This is a genomic window from Streptomyces sp. GQ60, assembly GCF_059758875.1.
Genome location: NZ_JCAXEG010000001.1, coordinates 424382 through 443389, shown reverse-complemented (window position 1 = coordinate 443389; position 19008 = coordinate 424382). Strand labels below are relative to the sequence as shown.

Annotated in this window: 16 protein-coding genes and 1 pseudogene; 4 read left to right on the top strand and 13 right to left on the bottom strand. The window is 71.4% G+C overall.

Annotated features, from left to right (window positions below; all coding sequences use genetic code 11):
* Positions 1 to 7: 7 nt before the first annotated feature.
* Positions 8 to 379: a hypothetical protein gene (locus AC6CKD_RS02140; RefSeq protein ID WP_498324723.1), complete on the top strand. Its 372-nt coding sequence runs from the start codon at positions 8 to 10 to the stop codon at positions 377 to 379.
* Positions 380 to 809: 430 nt separating this feature from the next.
* Here AC6CKD_RS02140 and AC6CKD_RS02135 read toward each other — a convergent pair.
* Positions 810 to 1281 (bottom strand): annotated as a pseudogene (locus AC6CKD_RS02135) (site-specific integrase); the annotation flags it as partial.
* 318 nt (positions 1282 to 1599) lie between these two features.
* Between AC6CKD_RS02135 and msrA the strand changes: the two are divergent.
* On the top strand, positions 1600 to 2265 hold the full coding sequence (gene msrA / locus AC6CKD_RS02130; RefSeq protein WP_478688946.1) for a peptide-methionine (S)-S-oxide reductase MsrA: 666 nt from the start codon (positions 1600 to 1602) through the stop codon (positions 2263 to 2265).
* A 76-nt stretch (positions 2266 to 2341) separates the two neighbouring features.
* Here msrA and AC6CKD_RS02125 read toward each other — a convergent pair whose 3' ends face one another.
* The 3 genes from AC6CKD_RS02125 to AC6CKD_RS02115 form a co-directional block, all read right to left on the bottom strand.
* Positions 2342 to 5083 (bottom strand): PKD domain-containing protein, encoded by a 2742-nt coding sequence (locus AC6CKD_RS02125; protein WP_498324721.1) that lies wholly within the window; start codon positions 5081 to 5083, stop codon positions 2342 to 2344.
* Positions 5084 to 5321: 238 nt separating this feature from the next.
* Positions 5322 to 5477: an NPCBM/NEW2 domain-containing protein gene (locus AC6CKD_RS02120; RefSeq protein ID WP_498325405.1), complete on the bottom strand. Its 156-nt coding sequence runs from the start codon at positions 5475 to 5477 to the stop codon at positions 5322 to 5324.
* 40 nt (positions 5478 to 5517) lie between these two features.
* Complete coding sequence (locus AC6CKD_RS02115; protein WP_498324720.1) at positions 5518 to 6564, bottom strand: NAD(P)-dependent alcohol dehydrogenase; 1047 nt, start codon at positions 6562 to 6564, stop codon at positions 5518 to 5520.
* Positions 6565 to 6874: 310 nt separating this feature from the next.
* On the opposite strand from AC6CKD_RS02115, the gene AC6CKD_RS02110 reads away from it, so the two are divergent.
* On the top strand, positions 6875 to 7777 hold the full coding sequence (locus AC6CKD_RS02110; RefSeq protein WP_498324719.1) for a helix-turn-helix transcriptional regulator: 903 nt from the start codon (positions 6875 to 6877) through the stop codon (positions 7775 to 7777).
* Between the two features lie 19 nt (positions 7778 to 7796).
* Here the strand turns inward: AC6CKD_RS02110 and AC6CKD_RS02105 are convergent, their stop codons facing one another.
* The 5 genes from AC6CKD_RS02105 to AC6CKD_RS02085 form a co-directional block, all read right to left on the bottom strand.
* On the bottom strand, positions 7797 to 8810 hold the full coding sequence (locus tag AC6CKD_RS02105; RefSeq protein ID WP_498324718.1) for a GNAT family N-acetyltransferase: 1014 nt from the start codon (positions 8808 to 8810) through the stop codon (positions 7797 to 7799).
* A 34-nt stretch (positions 8811 to 8844) separates the two neighbouring features.
* Positions 8845 to 9522, bottom strand: a complete 678-nt coding sequence (locus tag AC6CKD_RS02100) for an ABC transporter ATP-binding protein (RefSeq protein WP_498324717.1) — start codon at positions 9520 to 9522, stop codon at positions 8845 to 8847.
* Between the two features lie 123 nt (positions 9523 to 9645).
* A complete protein-coding gene (locus AC6CKD_RS02095; protein ID WP_498324716.1) occupies positions 9646 to 11145 on the bottom strand; it encodes an ABC transporter permease in 1500 nt (499 codons plus the stop codon).
* A gap of 171 nt (positions 11146 to 11316) precedes the next feature.
* Positions 11317 to 12600, bottom strand: a complete 1284-nt coding sequence (locus tag AC6CKD_RS02090; protein ID WP_498324715.1) for a L,D-transpeptidase — start codon at positions 12598 to 12600, stop codon at positions 11317 to 11319.
* A gap of 114 nt (positions 12601 to 12714) precedes the next feature.
* Positions 12715 to 12990: a hypothetical protein gene (locus AC6CKD_RS02085; protein WP_498324714.1), complete on the bottom strand. Its 276-nt coding sequence runs from the start codon at positions 12988 to 12990 to the stop codon at positions 12715 to 12717.
* Between the two features lie 173 nt (positions 12991 to 13163).
* On the opposite strand from AC6CKD_RS02085, the gene AC6CKD_RS02080 reads away from it, so the two are divergent.
* Positions 13164 to 13454 (top strand): hypothetical protein, encoded by a 291-nt coding sequence (locus AC6CKD_RS02080; RefSeq protein WP_498324713.1) that lies wholly within the window; start codon positions 13164 to 13166, stop codon positions 13452 to 13454.
* A gap of 78 nt (positions 13455 to 13532) precedes the next feature.
* Here AC6CKD_RS02080 and hutH read toward each other — a convergent pair whose 3' ends face one another.
* The 4 genes from hutH to AC6CKD_RS02060 all read right to left on the bottom strand — a co-directional run bounded on the left by hutH (position 13533) and on the right by AC6CKD_RS02060 (position 18907).
* Complete coding sequence (gene hutH / locus AC6CKD_RS02075) at positions 13533 to 15074, bottom strand: histidine ammonia-lyase (RefSeq protein WP_266912769.1); 1542 nt, start codon at positions 15072 to 15074, stop codon at positions 13533 to 13535.
* A 527-nt stretch (positions 15075 to 15601) separates the two neighbouring features.
* The gene (locus tag AC6CKD_RS02070) at positions 15602 to 16720 is read right to left on the bottom strand and encodes a GGDEF domain-containing protein (protein WP_498324712.1); all 1119 of its coding nucleotides are present in this window, start codon (positions 16718 to 16720) and stop codon (positions 15602 to 15604) included.
* 164 nt (positions 16721 to 16884) lie between these two features.
* Positions 16885 to 17685 (bottom strand): enoyl-CoA hydratase/isomerase family protein, encoded by an 801-nt coding sequence (locus AC6CKD_RS02065; protein WP_498324711.1) that lies wholly within the window; start codon positions 17683 to 17685, stop codon positions 16885 to 16887.
* A gap of 25 nt (positions 17686 to 17710) precedes the next feature.
* The gene (locus tag AC6CKD_RS02060; protein ID WP_498324710.1) at positions 17711 to 18907 is read right to left on the bottom strand and encodes an adenylate/guanylate cyclase domain-containing protein; all 1197 of its coding nucleotides are present in this window, start codon (positions 18905 to 18907) and stop codon (positions 17711 to 17713) included.
* Between the last annotated feature and the right edge of the window lie 101 nt (positions 18908 to 19008).

Here is a 19008-nt window from a genome sequence, read left to right as displayed (position 1 = left end):
GAATGAAATGCTTGCGAATGAGCTGCTGGCCGCGCTCGAGATTGATTCCGAGGTCAGCATTCTTGTCAGGAATGCACTAACTTCTGGAGCACATTTCAAAGTCGGACTCGAACCTATTCCGGCGGCAAGGCTTCTTGGTATCTGCCTGGGGAGAGTGAAGGCTGCACAAAGGCGTGGCAGGCCGACGGTCGGGGTCGCGGAATGCCTTGCAAGTCTTGCAGAAATGGGCGAGCGAGGCCTTCTTGTGGCCTTTGCGAACGATCGCGAGCGATCGGGATACTACTTCAAGGTCTACCTTGACCCGCACCCGCTTAAAGTAATCGGGTGCTTCGGAGTCAACATCTCCGCGGAAGATGACCCCATCACTGGTCCCACATAGGGGGCGGCAGGCGAAGTTGAGGGTGCGCTCTGGATTTCCCCTCGGCAGGAAATGAAGCATTGTCGACCGTCGCATCCTCACAGTGCCCCAGCGGCCCCACCGGATCTTTTCCCGGTGGGGCCGCTGGGGTGTTTGACGGCAGTAGTTGACGGCAACGTCAGCGGACGTCTGTTTCGCCAATCGGTGGGCCGACACCGGCGTCTGAACCGGTAGCGGCGTGGGTGGGTTGCGGAGAGTGCGGCCGAGGAGGTCGATGGTGTCCCGCTGGAGCCGAAGGTGAGCACCACGACGAGCTCGACCGAGCCCGCGAGGCGTACCAGGAAGCAGTCAGCAAGGGCCGGAAGATCACCAGGGGGCTGGTCGGCCAGCTTGCCCCCCTCCACGAGGCCCGGCAGCCGCTCGCAGGGAGCTGAAGACCAAGCTCTGCCAGGCGAAATGAGTGGATGCACTCGCTGGGAAAGGCGATGCGGCGTTCGGAGGCCCGGGTTTTGGTGGGCAGGGCGTTCAGCCCGCCGGTCTGCGTGCGCTGGAGGGTACGGCGAATGCTGGCAGTGCCTGACTGGAGGTCGAGGTCTTCCCACTGAAGGCCGAGGAGTTCGCCCTTGCGGAGTCCGGTGCGGAGGGCAAGTTCGTACAGCGCGAACAGGCGGTCATTGCGGACAGCAGCGAGGAACTGGCGGGCTTCCTGCGTGAGCGGTTCGAACCGACGGGGCGCGGCCTACCCGCACGGACGATGCGGGCGACATTGCGCGTGATCTCCTCCCCACGGCCGGCGTGCTCCAAGGCGGACTTGAGGACGGCATGGATGTACGCCGGGGATACGGGGAGGGCCGCCTGGACCAGCACACTCCGGCGGCGCAGCAGCGGACCTGATCACGGCGGGCGTCAACGTTGCGTGCGCAGCGGAGTAGGTCCTACGCGGCAGAGCCGACGATGTCCCGAGTGCCGCTGCCGGAGCAGTTCCGTCTCCCGTGAAGGGCCCCGAACTCTGTCTACCCGGCATCCATGTGTAGGCGGGTGTCCGGTGCCACAACACCTGCCGCGTGCCTCGGCCACCAGGCTGTGACCCTCCATTCCCAGGGGCACAGCGAAGGAGGCGTCTCAGAGATGCCCAGCGGGCACAAGGAGCGCTCGGTCGACTCCGGCATGTGTCCCGGCACGAGCCCGGGGAATCCCGGCCCGTCGTCTGCCGTTATCGGTAGACCACAAGGAGGGAATCCATGTTCTCGTACCGCCGCACGCCCGAGCTCCCCACCCGCGAGGAAGCCCTGACCGGCCGCGCGGAGCCGCTCTTCGGGCTGCCCGCCGTGCACACCGTGCTCGGCAACCCCCTCGCGGGCCCGTACCCCGCCCACCTCCAGGTCGCGGACTTCGGCCTCGGCTGTTTCTGGGGCGCCGAGCGCAAGTTCTGGCAGACCCCGGGGGTGTGGACCACCCTGGCCGGCTACCAGGGCGGCTTCACCGAGAACCCGACCTACGAAGAGGTCTGCTCGGGCGGCACCGGCCACACCGAGGTGGTCCGGGTCGTCTTCGACCCCTCCCTGGTCTCCTACGAAGCCCTGCTGAAGCTCTTCTGGGAGTCCCACGACCCCACCCAGGGCTTCCGCCAGGGCAACGACGTCGGCACCCAGTACCGCTCGGCCGTCTACACCCACTCCGCAGCCGACCAGGCCACCGCGGAGGCCTCCCGCGAGGCCTACCAGCGCGTCCTGACCGCCTCGGGCTACGGCACGATCACCACGGCCGTCCTCCCGGCGTCGGAGCGCCCCTTCTGGAACGCGGAGGCGTACCACCAGCAGTACCTGGACAAGAACCCCGGCGGCTACTGCGGCATCGGCGGCACGGGCGTCTCCTGCCCGATCGGCGTGGCCCGCGCCGACGGCTGAGGCCGAGAGCCACGTACGAAGGAGCCCCGGCCCCCGCGCGTCGCGGGGGCCGGGGCTCTGTCGTGTTCGGGGGGCGTCAGCTCGCCGTGAAGTAGCCGAGGAGGTCGGTGATCACGTGGTTGGGGCCGCCGTAGCTGTTGAAGATGTTGACCTTGCCGCCCGTCCCGACCGGAGAGATCACGTGGTTCGGGACCGTGATGCCGGGGAGGGTGTTGAGGCTGCTGGCTCCGGGGAGCTTGCCGCCGTACCCGTAGGCGGTAAGGAAGCCCGGGGCGGTGGCGTCGGTGGCGGTGATGTTGAGGACCGCGCCGATGGCGCCCGCCGGGAGGCCGGAGACCGTGGTCGTGGCGCCGGGGGCGACCTTGCCCGTGGTGCGGGTGTCAGCGAGGCGCTTGGGGACGACCGGGGTGAAGAGGGCCTTGCCGTCCTTGCCGTAGTAGCCGACCGCGTCCAGGACCAAATGAGTGGAGCCGGAGTTGGTGAAGAGGGTGATCGTGCCGTTCGGGCCGACCGGGACGATGGCCTGGTTCGACTTGTCCTTGCCCGGCTCCACGTTCAGGTTCGAGGTGGCCGGACGCTTCGCCGGGTCGGGGTAGGCGATGACGTGCGCCTGCTCCTTCGCGCCCGTGCCCGTCAGGTTCAGGGCGACGGCGGTGGCGTGGGCCGGGATGCCGTTCACGCCGGCGACCTTCACCGTGCGGGTCTTGCCGCCGCCCAGTGCGCCGCCGGTCGTACGGGTGTCCAGGACGCGGGTCGGGGCGAGCGGGGAGAAGCGTTCGCCGATGTTGGGCTGGTAGTAGCCGACGAAGTCGACGATCAGGGAAGCCCGGCCCGAGTTCAGCTGCGCCTGGATCTTGCCGTCGGCACCGACCGGGACGGTGACCGTGTTGGCCGACGTGCCGCCGACGGCAACATTGAGGTTCGAGGTCGCCGGACGGGCCTGACCCGAAGGCCAGATACCGAGGTGGGTGTCCTCAGTGGCGCCGGTGACCGTGACGTTCAGGACCACCGAGGCCATTCCGGCCGACAGCTCGTGCCCCGGGACGGCGGTTGAGTTGGGCAGCCGCACCGGGATCGGATTGCCGCCCTGGACGGGGGTGTTGGTGGTGCGGGTGTCCAGCAGCCGGAAGGGCTCGGTGGCAACGTAACCGGACGGCGCATAACGGGCCTTCACGGTCTTGGAAACCGTGGACTTCGCGCCCTTGGAGTCTTGGAGGGTCAGGGTCACCCGGTAATCGCCGGGCGACTTGTAGGAGTGCCATGTCCTGGACAGGTCGTCGCTGTGAACGGTCGTGCCGTCGCCGAAGTCCACGTCCATGCTCGTCACGGGCCACGGCGCCGCGGTGGCCGCCGTGTCGACCAAGATGCTCAGCGGGCCGGGGCCGTGTAGGGGGTCGGCGAACGTCGGCAGGTACGGCTCGGCCGTGAACGCGGCGGTCAGCGGGCCGGCCGGGGCCGCCTTTGCGTGTCCGTCGCCGGAGACCTCCTGCCCGACAGCGTTGATCGCCGTCACCTTCACGTCGCAGGCACACGGTGTGCTGTACACGTGCTCCGCGGTGGTCGCCTTGGTGGCCACCGGGGGCGTCCCGTCACCGAAGTCGTAGCGGTAGGTGAGTGCGGCGGCCCAGGAGCTCGCCGCCTTCGCCGTCGCCCTCACCTTGGTGCCGACGGGTGCCCAGGCCGGTGCGACGTCCGCCACGACGCCGCTCAGGTCGTCCTGGGTTTCGTACGCCCCCCGGTCGATGTAGCCGCCGTTCTTGCCGGAGTTGGGGACCCGCGGATCGTCGGCCGTGGGCTTCCCGTAGTAGTCGACGGGGATCACGCCCGGCGCCGTCGGGTCCCCCGAGTCGATGGTGGGAGAGCCGTCCTTCGGACCGACCGCCTCGAAGTCCGGGGCCAGGATGTCGTGTGCACCCTGGCTCGTGGCTGTCTTCAATGCGGCCGGAGTCGAGTAAGCGGTGCCTGCCCAGACGTAGGGCGTGACCTCGAGGTCAGGACCGGTGACCAGGTTGTAATCGGCACGTGTCCCTGAAGCCGCGCTCGCCGAGACCTCGATTCCCTTACGGGACTCGGGCGACGCGCAGCGGGCAGAGGCGCCCCAGTTGAAGATCACGTTGTTGGACAGCACCGACCCTGGTGCGGCACCACCGACCGAAATGGCCGTTCCGCACCCCATGGTGAACGTGTTGTTGGTGACGGCGGTGTCCGCGGCATCCGCCACGTCGACCGCGATTCCGCGGCTCTGCACGCTGTTCCGGCTGAGCAACGTGCCTCGCGCACCGCCCTCGATCCGGGCGCTGTCCAGGCGGCTCCGGATGAGGCGCACGTCCGTGCTTCCCTCACCGACCACGAGGCCTACGGAGTCGCTGTTCGAGACGTGGAGCCGGTCCAATTCGATGGCGTTGGAACGACTGACCTTGATGCCGCCGTAGGTCTGCAGCCCGCGTACCACTACGTCGGAGGCGCCACTGATGTTCAGGGCCCTGCCGAAAACCAAGGCCGGCGCCTGGTACGGCTCCCCGTCCGCGGCGAACGTGATGGGCTTGCCCGGTTCCCCGGAGCGGCTGATGGTGAGGTCCTCGTCATAGCCCGGCCCCTTCATGATCCGCACGGTCTGGCCCGGCTCGGCAACCTTCGCCGCCACCGTGATCGTGCAGTACGGGGCGGCCTTCGTCCCGGTTCCGCTGTCGGAGCAGCGTGAGTCTTCGCTGTTGTTCACGTACAGGTCGGTCGGGGTGTCGGCAGCGGCGGTGGCCGGTATGCCGAGCAAGGTGACGAGGCCCGCGGTGAGCAGGACCGTCGCACGGGTAGGACGCACGAGGCAGGTTCCTTCGGCGGAGAAGCGATGCGGTAGCGATGGGGATCGACCTGAGGGCGCGGCGCCGCACGACGGTTGCACGGCCGTTCCCCCCTGCAACGGTCGGGCACACGCTAAACCTGAAGCCTCCGATCATCATCCACGGCCGTGGACCCGCTGTCACCCCTGATAAATCGCTGCCATCAGCGCAAAACACCGCCCCGGAGGGGGCCCGCATCCCCTCCGGGGAAACCCCCCCTCAGACCACCGTCACCCGCGCTGCCGCCCACGAGGTGTCGTCGAAGGCGGAGTTCGCGTTGGCGTCCTCGACCACCAGGTCGAGGAGCCGGATTCCGCGTACGTTCACGTCGAGCGCCCTCGGGCGCCGGTCAGAAGGCCATCGGACGACCGGCAGGCGGGCGTCAGGCGGCCCTCAGACGGCCCTCAGGCGGCCCTCAGATGGTCGAGGTGTCGATGACGAAGCGGTAGCGGACGTCGCCCGACTGGACGCGCTCGTACGCCTCGTTGACCTCCTCGGCGCGGATCAGCTCGATGTCGGCGCCGAGCCCGTGCTCCGCGCAGAAGTCGAGCATCTCCTGCGTCTCGGCGATCCCGCCGATCATCGAGCCGGCCAGGGTCTTGCGTCCGCCGATGACGGAGAAGAGGTTCAGCGAGACCGGCTCCTCCGGGGCGCCGACGTTCACCAGGGCCCCGTCCACCTTGAGCAGGCCCAGGTAGGCGTCGAGGGCGAGCGGTGCGGAGACGGTGGACACGATCAGGTCGAAGCGGCCGGCCAGCTCGGTGAAGGTGGCCCCGTCGTTCGTGGCGTAGAAGTGGTCGGCTCCCAGCTTCAGCCCGTCCTCCTGCTTGCGCAGGGTCTGCGAGAGGACGGTGACCTCGGCTCCGAGCGCGTGGGCGATCTTGACGCCCATGTGGCCGAGGCCGCCCAGGCCGACGACGGCGACCTGCTTGCCGGGGCCGGCCTGCCAGTGCTTGAGCGGGGAGTAGAGGGTGATGCCGGCGCACAGGAGCGGGGCGGCGACGTCGAGCGCGAGGCCGTCGGGAATGCGCACGGTGTAGTTCTCGTCGACGACGAGGTGCGTGGAGTAACCGCCGTACGTGGGCTCACCGTTCTTGTCGATGGCGTTGTACGTGCCGGTCATGCCCTTGGCACAGAACTGCTCCTGCCCGGCGAGGCACTGCTCGCACTCGCGGCAGGAGTCGACGAAGCAGCCGACGCCCACCCGGTCGCCGACCGCGAACTTGGTCACCTCGGGGCCGACTTCGGCGACGACACCGGCGATCTCGTGACCCGGGACCATGGGGTAGATGCCCTCGCCCCAGCCGTCGGTGACCTGGTGGATGTCGGAGTGGCAGATGCCTGCGAACTTGATGTCGATGAGGACGTCGTGCGCGCCGACCGGACGGCGCGGGACGGTGGTGCGTTCCAGCGGTGCCTTGGGCGCGGGAGCGGCGTAGGCGGCGACCTGGGTGACGGACACGATGGGGCTCCTCGAAAGACTGCGGTGCGGATGTCCGGTGCGGATGTCCGGTGCGGATGTCCGGTGCGGACGTGCGGTGCGGACGTGCGGTGCGGACGTGCGGTGCGGGACCGCAGTGCGGACGTGCGGTGCGGGACCGCGGTGCGGGACCGCCGTGCGGGACCGCGGTGCGGACCGCTGTGTGGTCACAGCCTGCCTTCCTCCGCGCCGGACACCCATCCCCCTGTCCTGCCTAGGTCTGGCGGACCTACCCTTGGCGGGGTCAGGCTCGCGCCCCCGGCGTGCGCCCCCGCGCGGTGATACTGGGGTAATGGACCAGCTTGATCAGCGAGCCGAGCTCGGCGAGTTCCTGCGCTCCCGGCGCGCCCGGCTGCGCCCCGAGGACGTGGGACTGCCCGACTACGGGCGCCACCGCCGGGTCCCCGGCCTGCGCCGCGAGGAGCTGGCGCAGCTGGCGGGCGTGTCGGTCGCGTACTACACGCGGCTGGAGCAGGGTCACGGCCAGAACGTGTCAGCGGAGATCCTCGACGCCATCGCGCAGGCCCTGCGCCTGGACGGCACGGAGCGCGCGCACCTGAGCCGCCTGGCCGGCCCCAAGCCCCGCAAGCGCCGCCAGGCCCAGCGCCCCCAGCAGGTCCGGCCGGAGCTGCGGACGCTGCTGGACGCGATGGACGGCGTACCGGCGTACCTGGTCGGGCGGCGCCAGGACGTCATCGGCTGGAACCGGCTCGCCGCGGCGGTCTTCGGCGACTTCGGGACGCTCCCGGCGCAGGAGCGCAACCTGGTGCGGCTGGTGTTCCTGGACCCGGCGACGGCGGAGCTGTACGCGGACTGGGAATGCCGGGCGTGCGAGGTGGTGAGCAATCTGCGCGTGTACGCCGGGCAGTTCCCGGACGACGAGCGGCTGTCCGCGCTGGTCGGTGAACTGTCCGTCAAGAACGAGGAGTTCCGACGGCTCTGGGCGGCCCACACGGTGGCGGACAACAAGACGCACGGCGTCAAGCGGCTGCGCCACCCGCTGGTCGGCGAGCTCCTGCTCTCCTTCGAGACCCTGGCCCTCCCGGACGACCCGGCGCAGTTCCTGGTCACCTATCACCCGGCCCCGGGCTCCCCCTCGGCCGACGCGCTCAGCCTGCTCGCCTCCTGGTCCGCGCCGCCCGCCTCCCCCGACCGCGAGCACACCCCGGGCCCCGTCGGGGAATCCGCCCCGTAAGGCACCGCCGCCGCCCCGGTTACAGCTTGAGCTGGAAGTACCCGGCCCCGCGTTCGCGCCGGTAGCCCAGGGCTTCGTTGACCGCGAGCATCGGGGTGTTGTCGTCGGCCACCGAGGTGGCGATGGTGCGCAGGTCCGGGTGGAGGGCCGCCGCCTCCGCGAGCATGCGGAGCTTGACCGCGCGGCCGAGGCCGTGGCCCCGGTGCGCGGGGACCACCACGGTGTCGTACTGGAGCGCGCGCGGGCCCGCCGGGTCGAGGAGGACCAGTTCCGTGTAGGCCGCCACCTCGCCGCCCGGGGTGACGGCGGCGACCGTGGTCAGTGCGCCTCCCCGGTCCAGGATCTTGCGGTGCGCCGCGTGCAGGCGCTCCGCCGTCCAGGTCTGGATCTGCTGGTCCAGCTCCCCCGTCGGCGCGTCCTCCATCGCGCCGTGGGCGACGGCCACGGCCTGCGCCCGGTCGTCGGGCACCAGCCCCGGCCAGCAGTGCAGCTCGTAGCCGGGCGGGGTGGTCGCGGCGGACACGGACCCGCCGTCCTGCCCTGCCCGCCCCGCCTGTGCCGCCTGTGCCGCCCCCTGCACCCACCGCGCCTCCCGCACGTCCTGGACGTACCAGGCCATCGACAGGACGTTCTCGAACCCCATCGACTCCACGAACGCCTGCCCCGGGCCCCCCAGGTCCACCTCCGTCGCGACCGAGGTCCGGCCGTCCGCGAGCAGTTCCTCGCGGACCCGCGCCCACAGGGCCGCTCCCACACCGCGCCGCCGCGCGTCCGGCCGTACCGTCAGCTCGTCCAGGAACGCGGTGTGGTCGTTGCTGCCGTCGGTGAAGAGGACCAGGGAGGCGACCGCGTCCTCCGTGGCCCAGTACAGCGAGCGTCCCCGCGCCGACGGCACCCGCAGCGCTCCGGCCACCTCCGTCCGGGAGGGCGGCGGAGTCCCCGGCCGGTCGGCCGTCCGGGCGGCGGCCAGGACGGCCCACCAGTGGTCGGCTTCGGCGTCGGTCGGGGGCACGGAGAGTGCGGTGATCGTCATGCTCCGGACCCTAATCCGGAGCACGGCGGCGTGCTCAGGCGTTTTCGGTGACGATCACCTTCCCCCGGCGGATCGTCGCCACCCGCGGGGCCCGCTTCGCGAGCGCGCTGTCGTGGGTGACCATGACGAAGGTCAGGCCGTGTTCCTTCCACAGCCCTTCGAGCAGTTCCATGACCTCGTCGCGCATGGACTCGTCGAGGTTGCCGGTCGGCTCGTCGGCCAGCAGCACCTTCGGCCGCTTCACCAGCGCCCGTGCGATGGCCACGCGCTGCTGCTGGCCGCCGGACATCTCCCCGGGCAGGTGGCCCGTCCGCTCGCCGAGGCCCACGGAGTCGAGCGCTTCGGCGGCCCGGTCGCGCCGCTCGCGGGCCTTGAGTCCGAGCGGCACGAGGGCCGTCTCGACGTTCTCCTGAGCGGTGAGCGTCGGGATCAGGTTGAAGGACTGGAACACGAAGCCGATGCTCTCCGCGCGGACCCGGGTGAGGCGGGATTCGGAGACGGTGGCGAGGTCGAGTCCGTCGAGGACGACCTGTCCCGCCGTCGGGCGGTCCAGGGCTCCGAGCATCTGGAGCAGGGTGGACTTGCCGCCGCCGGTGGGGCCCTGGATGACGAGCCGGCCGCCGTCCTCGATGGTCAGGTCGACGCCGGCGAGCGCGTCGATGGATTCCTTGCCGCGCCGGTAGCGCTTGGTGACACCGGTGAGCTGGTACATCTCTGGTGGGTTCCCTCGGGTTGCGGAGCGGGGGGCGGGGGGACGGGCGGGCACGCGGGCCGGCAGGCGTACGCGGGGCCGCACACGGACACGGACACAGCCGTACGAACCTGCGGCCGCGGGCTATTCGACGCGGCGCAGTGCGTCCGCCGGCCTCAGCCGGGAAGCGCGCCATCCGCCGAAGCCGCCTGCGATCAGTCCGCCCGCGACGGCGAGCGCGACGGCCAGGCCGATGGTGGAGAGCGAGACGGGCGCGGTGAGCGCGATGTCGAGGGCCTTGCCGGCGCCCTGCTGGGCGGAGCGCATCGTCCCCCCGCCCCCGCCGCCCCCGGCGCCCGGGCCCTGGAGCCGGCCGGCGCCGCCCGCGAGCTGCGCGGTCAGCTGCGGGCTGATGGCGGTGATGGCGTACGCGGCCGCGAGCCCGAGGCCGATGCCGAGCGCTCCGCCGATGAGGCCGTTGACCAGCGCCTCGCCGGCGACTTGGCCGGTGACGCGGCCGCTCTTCCAGCCGAGCGCCTTGAGGGTGCCGAACTCGCGGACGCGCCGGGACACGGCGGAGGAGGTCAGCAGACCGGCGACGAGGAAGGCGGCGAGGAGGACCGCGTACGAGAGCCAGGTGCCGACGGTGGAGGCGAGGGAGGCGGCGGTGGAGAGCGAACCGGAGACGGTGTCGGCGAGGTCGGCCGAGGTGGTGACGGTGGTGTCCGGGACGTTCTTCTGGATGGCCTGCTTGACGGAGCCGATCGCCTGGGAGTCCTCGGCCTGGACGTAGACCGTGGTGATCTTGTCGGGGGTTCCGGCGAGGGTCTGGGCCTGCTTGAGGGGGACGTAGACGTTCGCGGCCGCGTCGCCGCTGTCGGCGGTGGCGATCCCGATCACCTTGAACGTGGCGTTCTTGATGGTGACTTCGGAGTCCAGGGCGAGCTTGTTCTTCGTGGCGTAGGCGCTGTCGACGACGGCGACGGCCGCGTCGGTCTCGCCGGCCGCGAAGGTGCGGCCCGAGGTGATCTTGGAAGTGGTCAGCGGTCCCAGTTCGGGCCGGGTGACGTCGGCGCCGTAGACGGAGAAGGAGTTGACGTCGAAGTCGGCGCCGCCGCCCTCGACCGTGCCGCCCGTACCGCCGGTGGCGCCGCCGGTGGCGCCCGGCTTGGCGGCCGCGCCGCCGCCCGTTTCACCCTCCGCGCGCTTGAACTCGCCCCGCTTGAATTGCCCGTTGACCTTCATCACCTGGAGGCTGAGGCCACCGACGGCCCGTGCGACGCCGGCCTGGCCCGACACCTTGTCGACGGTCGCGGCGTCGAGCGTCTCGAAGCCCTGGGGCATCACGAGGTCGCTGCTCTGCTCGGCCTCGGCGTTCGCGTCGCCCTCGCCCTTCGCGTCGAACCTGAACCGGGGCCGGGCCGCGGTGTCGCCCTCGGCGGGCGGGGTCTGGGCCTTGGTGACGGTCATGTCCGTGCCGAGGCCGTAGAGCGACTGGAGGACCTTGCCCTGGGCCTGCGCCATGCCCGCCGAGACGGAGGTGACGACGATGACGAGGGCGATGCCCAGAGCGAGTCCGGAGGCGACGACGAGCGCCGCCTTCCGGCGTCGGCGCAGCTCGCGCCGGAGGTAGGTGAAGAACATGCGGCCGAAGCTAGGCAGCACGCGTGACGGCCGGATAAGCCGTCAATAAGAGCCGGATGAGAACGCAAAGCCACAGGTCACACACAGGAACACGCACAGACGGACGGCGGGGAGCCCCCTGGTCGGGGCTCCCCGCCGTCCGTCGCGGGGTTCAGCTGTCGTCTCGGTGCGTCAGACGGCCGCGCCCGCCTTCCACTCCGCCCAGCTCATGTTCCAGCCGTTGAGGCCGTTGTCCGGCTTGATGGTCTTGTCCGGGGAGTTGACGACCGTGACGACGTCTCCGATGAGGGAGTTGTCGTAGAACCAGGCCGCGGGCTGGTTCGGGTCGTTCGCGCCCTTGGCGTCGTTCAGGCCGACACAGCCGTGGCTGGTGTTGGCGCTGCCGAAGACCGAGTCCGCACCCCAGTAGTTGCCGTGGATGAAGGTGCCCGAGGTCGACAGGCGCATCGCGTGCGGCACGTCCTTGATGTCGTACTCGCCCTTGCCGTCGTCGTCCGTGAAGCCGACGGTGGCGCCGTTCATCCGGGTCTCCTTGAACTTCTCGGAGATCACCATCTGGCCGTTGTACGTCGGGTTGGCCGGGGCGCCCGCCGAGATCGGGATGGTCTTGAGGACCGCGCCGTCACGGGTGACCGTCATCTTCTTCGTCTTCGCGTCGACCGTGGAGACCTGGCTCCGGCCGATCTTGAAGGTGACGGTCTTGCTCTGCACGCCCTGGATCCCGGGGCCGCCCTGGACGCCGTCCAGTGCCAGCTTCAGGGTGACGGTGGAACCCGCCTGCCAGTACTTCTCCGGGCGGAAGTCCAGCCGCTGCGTGCTGAACCAGTGGCCCACGACCTCCTGGCCGCTGCTGGAGGTGACGGTGATGGCCGCCTGGACGGCCTTCTTGTCCTTGATCGACTTGTCGAAGGTGATCGAGACCGGCATGCCCACGCCGACGGTCTGCCCCGCGTCCGGGATGAAGGAGCCCACGAAGCTGTTCTGCGGGGAGACGGTGGTGAAGGAGGCGTTCTCGTGCGCCTCGCGGCCCGCCTCGTCCTTCGCGGTCGCCGACAGCGCGTACTTGGTCGAGCGCTTCAGCGCGCCGTCCGGCTTCCAGCTCTTGCCGTCGGCGGCTATCTTGCCCGGCACCGCCGTGCCCTCGGAGCTCTTCAGCTCGACCTGGGTGAGCGTGCCCTCGGTGACGGCCACGTTGGCCGCGTCGTTCAGGCCGACGTTGGCGGCGCCGTCCTTGGGCGTGATGGCTATCTTCGCCTTGGAGGCGTCCTTGGCCGCAGCCGCGTCCACGTCCGCCTGCGACTTGGGCGACGCCTCGCCGCTGGCCTGCGGCGTCTTCCCGCCGTCGCCGTCGTCGCCGCCGCATCCCGCGAGCACCAGTACGCCGCCGAGTACGGCGGATATGGCCACCAGGGACCTTCTCCGCCGCTTGCTGTCCGTCCTCACACGCCACTCCATCGTTGCCGGAACCCCGAATTCCCCGGCAGGGGGCATGACCCCCCTGCCTATCCTGACAACGCATTACACCCCGAGGTGCTGCCACATTCCGTTCGAATGTGGTCAACCCCACCGTCAGGCGTTGTCAGTCTCTTCGTCGAGCTCCCCATCTTCCTCGTCGAGGTCCCACTCCATGGACTCGGGGTCGTATTCCACGGGCTCGCTGCTCCAGGAGGCCTGTGCGAGCTCCACGCCGGGGATCTCCGCGACCAGGTCAGTGGGGTCCACCAGGTAGGCCAGGGCCTCCGACTCGTCCTCCCGGACGGCCGCCTCGGCGTGGCCGCGCTCCTCGTCCGGCATGAACTCGTCGGCCTTGATGTGCGCGAGGGCGGCTCCGGTGAGCGCGTCCACGTCCGGCACTTCAAGAACCAAATCCACCCGAAGGCGTACGTATCGTGAGGTCTCAGAAGGGTTCATACGACGGAGAGTAATCCCGTGGCGGCCCCGACTTTCCCACGACCCGCCCCTTTCCGTAGCATCACCGCACGGGGCCAATTCGCTGCTGCCACAAGGGGGATCGCACCGTGTCCGCACGCCGATCAACAGTCACCGCTCTCGGAGCGACCACCCTCCTCGCCGTCCTGTGGTTCGTCCCCTCGGCCAACGCCACCGCGCCCGAGCACGCGAAGGCCGCCTCCGGGGCGCCCGCCGCCGCGAACACCCAGGTCCAGGCCGCCTCCGCGACCGGTCCCACCCTCGAACTCGCCGACACGGGGGGCGTCGACACCACGCCCTACCTGCTCGGCGGCACGCTCTTCCTGAGCGCCGGGGCCGGCTTCGTGGCCTTCTCCGTGCGCCGCTCGCGCACGGTGTAACGGCGGCCGGACACGCGGAAGGGTGCGGCTCGGGGGACGTCCCCGAGCCGCACCCTCTCTTTACTCGGCCCGTTCGCCTCAGGCGAGGGGGCCGGTGACGGCCTCGACGGCGTCCACGAGTGCACCCGAACGGACGAAGGCGTCCGCGGCGGCCAGGTCGGGCGCGAGGAAACGATCCGGCCCGGGACCCTCCACACCCGCCGCACGCACCGCCGCGATGGCGGCCCGGCTGGCCGGCGCCGGGGTGAGTCCGTGGCGCAGCTCGATGGCGCGGGTGGCCGCGTACAGCTCGATCGCGACGATCCGGGTGAGGTTGTCGACGGCGGTACGGAGCTTGCGCGCGGCCGACCAGCCCATCGAGACGTGGTCCTCCTGCATCGCGGAGGAGGGGATCGAGTCGGCGGAGGCCGGAACCGCGAGCCGCTTCATCTCACTCACGAGTGCGGCCTGCGTGTACTGGGCGATCATGAGCCCGGAGTCCACGCCGGCGTCGTCCGCGAGGAACGGCGGCAGGCCGTGCGAGCGGTTCTTGTCGAGCAGCCGGTCGGTGCGCCGCTCGGCGATCGACCCGAGGTCCGCGGCGGCGATGGCCAGGAAGTCCAGGACGTACGCGACCGGGGCGCCGTGGAAGTTCCCGTTGGACTCCACGCGCCCGTCGGGCAGGACCACCGGGTTGTCGACGGCGGAGGCCAGCTCGCGGGAGGCGACGAGGGCGGCGTGCGCCATGGTGTCGCGGCCCGCGCCGGCGACCTGCGGGGCGCAGCGCACGGAGTAGGCGTCCTGGACGCGCGGGGCGGACTCCTCCTGGAAGTGCCCGGTGAGCCCGGAGCCCTTCAGGACGGCGGCCATGTTCGCGGCGGAGGCGCCCTGGCCGGGGTGCGGGCGGATGGCGTGCAGCTCGGGCTGGAGCACCTTCTCGGTGCCGAGCAGCGCCTCCAGCGTCAGCGCGGCGGTGATGTCGGCGGAGGTGTACAGCTTGCCGAGGTCGGCGAGGGCCATGACCAGCATGCCGAGCATGCCGTCGGTGCCGTTGAGGAGGGCGAGGCCCTCCTTCTCGCGGAGCTCGACGGGGGCGATCCCGGCCTCGGCGAGCAGCTCCCCGGCGGGCCGCACGGTCCCGTCGGGACCCTCCGCGTCGCCCTCGCCCATCAGCGCGAGCGCGCAGTGCGAGAGCGGGGCGAGGTCTCCCGAGCAGCCCAGCGAGCCGTACTCGTGCACGACCGGGGTGATCCCGGCGTTGAGCACGTCGGCCATCGTCTGCGCGACGGACGGCCGGACGCCGGTGTGCCCGGAGGCGACGGTCTTCAGCCGCAGGAACATCAGCGCGCGCACGACCTCCCGCTCGACGCGCGGGCCCATGCCGGCGGCGTGCGAGCGGACGATGTTGCGCTGGAGCTGCGCGCGCAGCTCGGGGCTGATGTGCCGGGAGGCGAGCGCCCCGAACCCGGTGGACACCCCGTAGACGGGCTCGGGCTTCGCGGCGAGCGCTTCCACGATCTCGCGGGCCCGTCCGAGCGCGGCGACGGCCTCGCCGGAAAGCTCGACGCGGGCGTTGCCGCGGGCGACGGCGATCACGTCTTCGGCGGTGGTCCCGGACGTTCCCACCACGACAGTGTGCATATCCATATTCAGCACCCTACGGACTGAATCTCTTCATGTCACCCCTCCCCAGGCGCCGCTCGCGCGGTGCGGCCCCTTGGGAGCCTTACCGGCTTCGCCGCGCGGCGCCGGGCACCTTTTCGACGCGCCGCTCGCGCCACTCGGCCCTGGCGGGCCTCCTGGGCTTCGCGTCGCTGCGCCGGACTCCGTCCGGCGGTGGCCGGTCGGGGTGCTCGCCACTGCCGTCCCGGCGTGAGGCCGGTGGGCGGGTGCGGCCGGTTCGGCCCTGCGGGGCTGGGTCCCCTACCCGCCCTTCGCCCGTTCCCCGGGGCTGCGCCCCGGACCCGTTGCCGCGCCGTTCCCGGGGGCCGGCCCCCGGACCCCCGCGCCTCAAACGCCGGCGAGGCTGGACTGGAGGCGCGGGGTCTGGGGCGGAGCCCCAGGGGGGTCCGGGCAGGGCCCGGGGAACGGGCGAAGGGTGGGTAGGGGACTCCGCCCCGCGCAGCGGCGCACCCCCCACCGCGGCGAGCCTCCACCCCGGCCAGGGGCTACGCACGCCCCCGGAACCGCCGCCGCTCCCCCGGCCCCCCGGGCTCCGCGTCGGCGAGCCGGACCACCGCCGTGTCCCGCCCCGCGACCACCGGCTTCGCCGACCGCGCCGCCTTCGCCTTGTACTGGGCCGCATCCGCCAGCCGGAACAGCCGCCGCGAGGATTTCACCGGCCCGATCGGATCCCCCGTGGACGCGACCCCGCAGGCGACCCCCTCCCCGAGCTCCAGCTCGGCGGCCCGCAGGCAGACCTCCTCGGTGACCCGTACCACCTCGTCCGCCGAAGGCCCCACGCTGACCAGGCAGAACTCGTCCCCGCCCAGCCGTGCGACCAGCGCACCCGGCAGCATCGCCCCGCACAGGCTGAGCACGGAGCCGAACCGTTCCAGCAGCCGGTCGCCCATCGCGTGGCCCAGGGTGTCGTTGACCTTCTTCAGGCCGTTCAGGTCACAGACGACCAGACTCACCACCACGTCGGCCCCGCCCCGCCGGTGCTCCTCCAGCGCCTCGTCGAGCCGCATGTCCACGGCCCGCCGGTTGGCCAGCCCGGTCAGCGGGTCGGTGAAGGCGAGCCGCCGGGCCTCCTCCAGCCGGTCGCTCTGCGCCAGCCCGGCCGCGATCACCGCCGCGAGGACCTCTCCGAACTCCGCGTCGTCCTCGTCGAAGTCCGCCATGCCCTCGTCCCGGGCGACGTACAGCTCGCCCCAGGCCCGTCCGCTCAGCACGATCGGAGCCACCACGCACGTACCGCGCCCGCGCCGCCGCAGCGCCTCGCCCCTGCGTCCCGGCCGGTCCCCGACCGCGCTGTCCACCCAGGCGTGGGGGCCGCTCCCGCCGACCCACCGCTCGTGCAGGAACTCCGTGATCTCGGGGAAGTCGTGCACCGGGTACGACTCGTCCTCGGGGAACTCCTCCTCCCCGGCCCTGCGCTCCCCCTCGTTCACGAGCACCCGCAGGCGCCCCCGCTCCCGCTCCCACGCGGAGATCGCGGCGAACGACCCGTCCATCGCCAGCCTCGCCCCGCGCGCGGCGGCCCGCACACTGTCCCGCGGCACGCACGCGGCCGCCATGGCCTGCGCGAGGCCCACAACGGCTCGGAGCCGCCCATCAACACCCATCACATCAGGTTAGGGAGTTTTGTCCGATTTGGTGATAATTGGCGCGACTTTCGGTGGCACCAAGATCACAGCCGGTCACATCGGGTCACATCAGGCCAGATCGGCGGATCGGGAACCGGGGATCGGGGATCGACCCATCGACACATCGGCTCCTTCGCGCCCGGTCACACCCCGGGCCACTCCGGCTTCCGCTTCTCGTTGAACGCCGCCACGCCCTCGGCCCGGTCCCCCGAGAAGGCCACCGTCCGCCACGCCGCGTCCTCGATCTCCAGCCCGGCCGTCAGGTCCATGCCGTGCCCGAGCCGCAGCGCCCGCTTGGCCGCCCGCAGCCCGACCGGGGAGTTCGCCGCCATCGCCGCCGCCATCGCCAGGGCGGCCTCGCGGTCCGACCCCGCCGGCACCACCGAGTCCACCAGCCCCAGGGCCAGCGCCTCCGCGGCCTCGACCCGCCGGGCTGTGAAGATCAGCTCCGCGGCCCGCGCCGCCCCCACGCGCCTCGGCAGCAGCTGCGTGCCGCCGCCGCCCGGGATCACCCCCACCGACACCTCGGGCAGCCCGACGACGGCCGTCTCGTCGGCCACGATGACATCGCACGCCAGGGCCAGCTCGAAGCCGCCGCCCAGCGCGAACCCGTGCACCGCCGCGATCACCGGCATGGGGAGCTCCAGCACTCCCCCGTACGCACCCCGCGTGGTCGGCCGCTGTCGCAGCAGTTCGGCGTCCGAGAAGGAGTTCCGCTCCTTGAGGTCCGCGCCCACGCAGAACGCCCTCTCGGCGGTGGAGGAGAGCACGACCACCCGTACCGAGGAATCCGCACCCAGCTCCGCGCACGCGGCGCCGATTCCCCGCGCCATCTCGGTCGACACCGCGTTCATCGCCTTGGGCCGGTCCAGAACCAGCTCGGCGACCCCGCCCTCATGCCGGTGTATGGCGACGAACGCCGAAGATGCCGAAGATTCGGACACAGGGGACCCTCCCGGTTAACGAACGTTATCCGGGGATCTTAGGGCTCCGCCGCGTCAACGACCAGGGCTCCACGACGCCGAGGCCGCGCACCGGGCGCTGGAACATGGGCTGGAGCGCGAAGCGGTAGGCGCCGCCGCCCTCCTCGTTCTCGGCTTCCTTCTCCGAGACCGGCGCCGCACCCGTACGGCCCAGTTCCTCGGCCATCGCGCCGTCCACCAGCACCGCGTCCTTCGGCGCTATCGACGTCAGCCTCGAGGCCAGGTTCACCGTGGTCCCGAAGACGTCGCCCATCCGGGTGGTCACCGTCCCGAAGGCGATGCCCACGCGGAGCTCCGGCATCTGCGGATCGGCTTCCATCGTCTCGATCAGCCGCAGCGCGATCTCCGCCGCCGTCGCCGCGTCGTCGGCGCAGTACAGCACCTCGTCGCCCAGCGTCTTGATCAGCCGGCCGCCGTGCGCCGCCACCAGGTCCGCCGAGGTCGTCTCGAAGGACTCGACCAGCTCGCCGAGCTCCTCCTCCTCCAGCCGCCGCGTCAGGCGCGTGAAGCCCACCAGGTCGGCGAAGCCCACCGCGAGGCGCCGGTCGACCATCTCCTCGTCGTCCGCCACCTGCACGACCCGCCCCGTGGCGGCCGCGAGCTGGCGCCGCCACACGTAGACGAGGAACTCCTCCAGCTCCGGCAGCAACAGCTCGACCAGCGGGTACGTGACCTCCGTACGGGTCATCCCCGGCTCCGGCGGTTCCGTCAGCCCCTCCAGGAAGGAGTCGATCTGCCACTCCGCGAGCCGGGCCGTGGTCTGCCCGGTGGACCGCGCCACCTGGACCGCCATCGGCTCGCTGAGCAGCCCGGCCTCGACGAGGCCGGCGAGCCGGCGCAGGGCCAGTACGTCGGCCTCCGTCAGGGCCCTGGCCTGGCCGATGTCCGCGAAGCCCATCGCCCGCCAGAAGCGGGAGGCGAGCTCCATCGAGACTCCGGCGCTGCGGGCCGCCTGGAAGGGCGTGTACCGGCGCTCGGCGCCCAGGATCAGCTGCTCCAGGCGGATGGCGAGCGGGTCGGCCGTCGGCTGGGCCGTGTGGTCGACCTCGTGGTGGGGAGTGTGCTGCTCGCGCCCGATCGGAGTGGCGTGGACTCCCGAACCGGCCGAGCCGCCGGAGCCGCCCGCACCGCCCGTCGCCGCTCCGGGGGCGGGCGCGCTGGACTGAGGGTCGTCGACGGTCAAGGGCCGCCTCCTGTCCATTCCGTGCGCACTGCCGAACCGGGTGATCACCGCGAGGACCGGGATCGCCTAAACCATACGGCAGGTGTGCCGTAGCTCACTCC

Coding starts and splice junctions, on each gene's coding strand:
- AC6CKD_RS02140 (WP_498324723.1), top strand. CDS start 8: ATGCTTGCGAATGAGCTGCTGGCCGCGCTCGAGATTGATTCCGAGGTC.
- msrA (WP_478688946.1), top strand. CDS start 1,600: ATGTTCTCGTACCGCCGCACGCCCGAGCTCCCCACCCGCGAGGAAGCC.
- AC6CKD_RS02110 (WP_498324719.1), top strand. CDS start 6,875: ATGGACCAGCTTGATCAGCGAGCCGAGCTCGGCGAGTTCCTGCGCTCC.
- AC6CKD_RS02105 (WP_498324718.1), bottom strand. CDS start 8,810: ATGACGATCACCGCACTCTCCGTGCCCCCGACCGACGCCGAAGCCGAC.
- AC6CKD_RS02100 (WP_498324717.1), bottom strand. CDS start 9,522: ATGTACCAGCTCACCGGTGTCACCAAGCGCTACCGGCGCGGCAAGGAA.
- AC6CKD_RS02095 (WP_498324716.1), bottom strand. CDS start 11,145: ATGTTCTTCACCTACCTCCGGCGCGAGCTGCGCCGACGCCGGAAGGCG.
- AC6CKD_RS02090 (WP_498324715.1), bottom strand. CDS start 12,600: ATGGAGTGGCGTGTGAGGACGGACAGCAAGCGGCGGAGAAGGTCCCTG.
- hutH (WP_266912769.1), bottom strand. CDS start 15,074: ATGCACACTGTCGTGGTGGGAACGTCCGGGACCACCGCCGAAGACGTG.
- AC6CKD_RS02070 (WP_498324712.1), bottom strand. CDS start 16,720: ATGGGTGTTGATGGGCGGCTCCGAGCCGTTGTGGGCCTCGCGCAGGCC.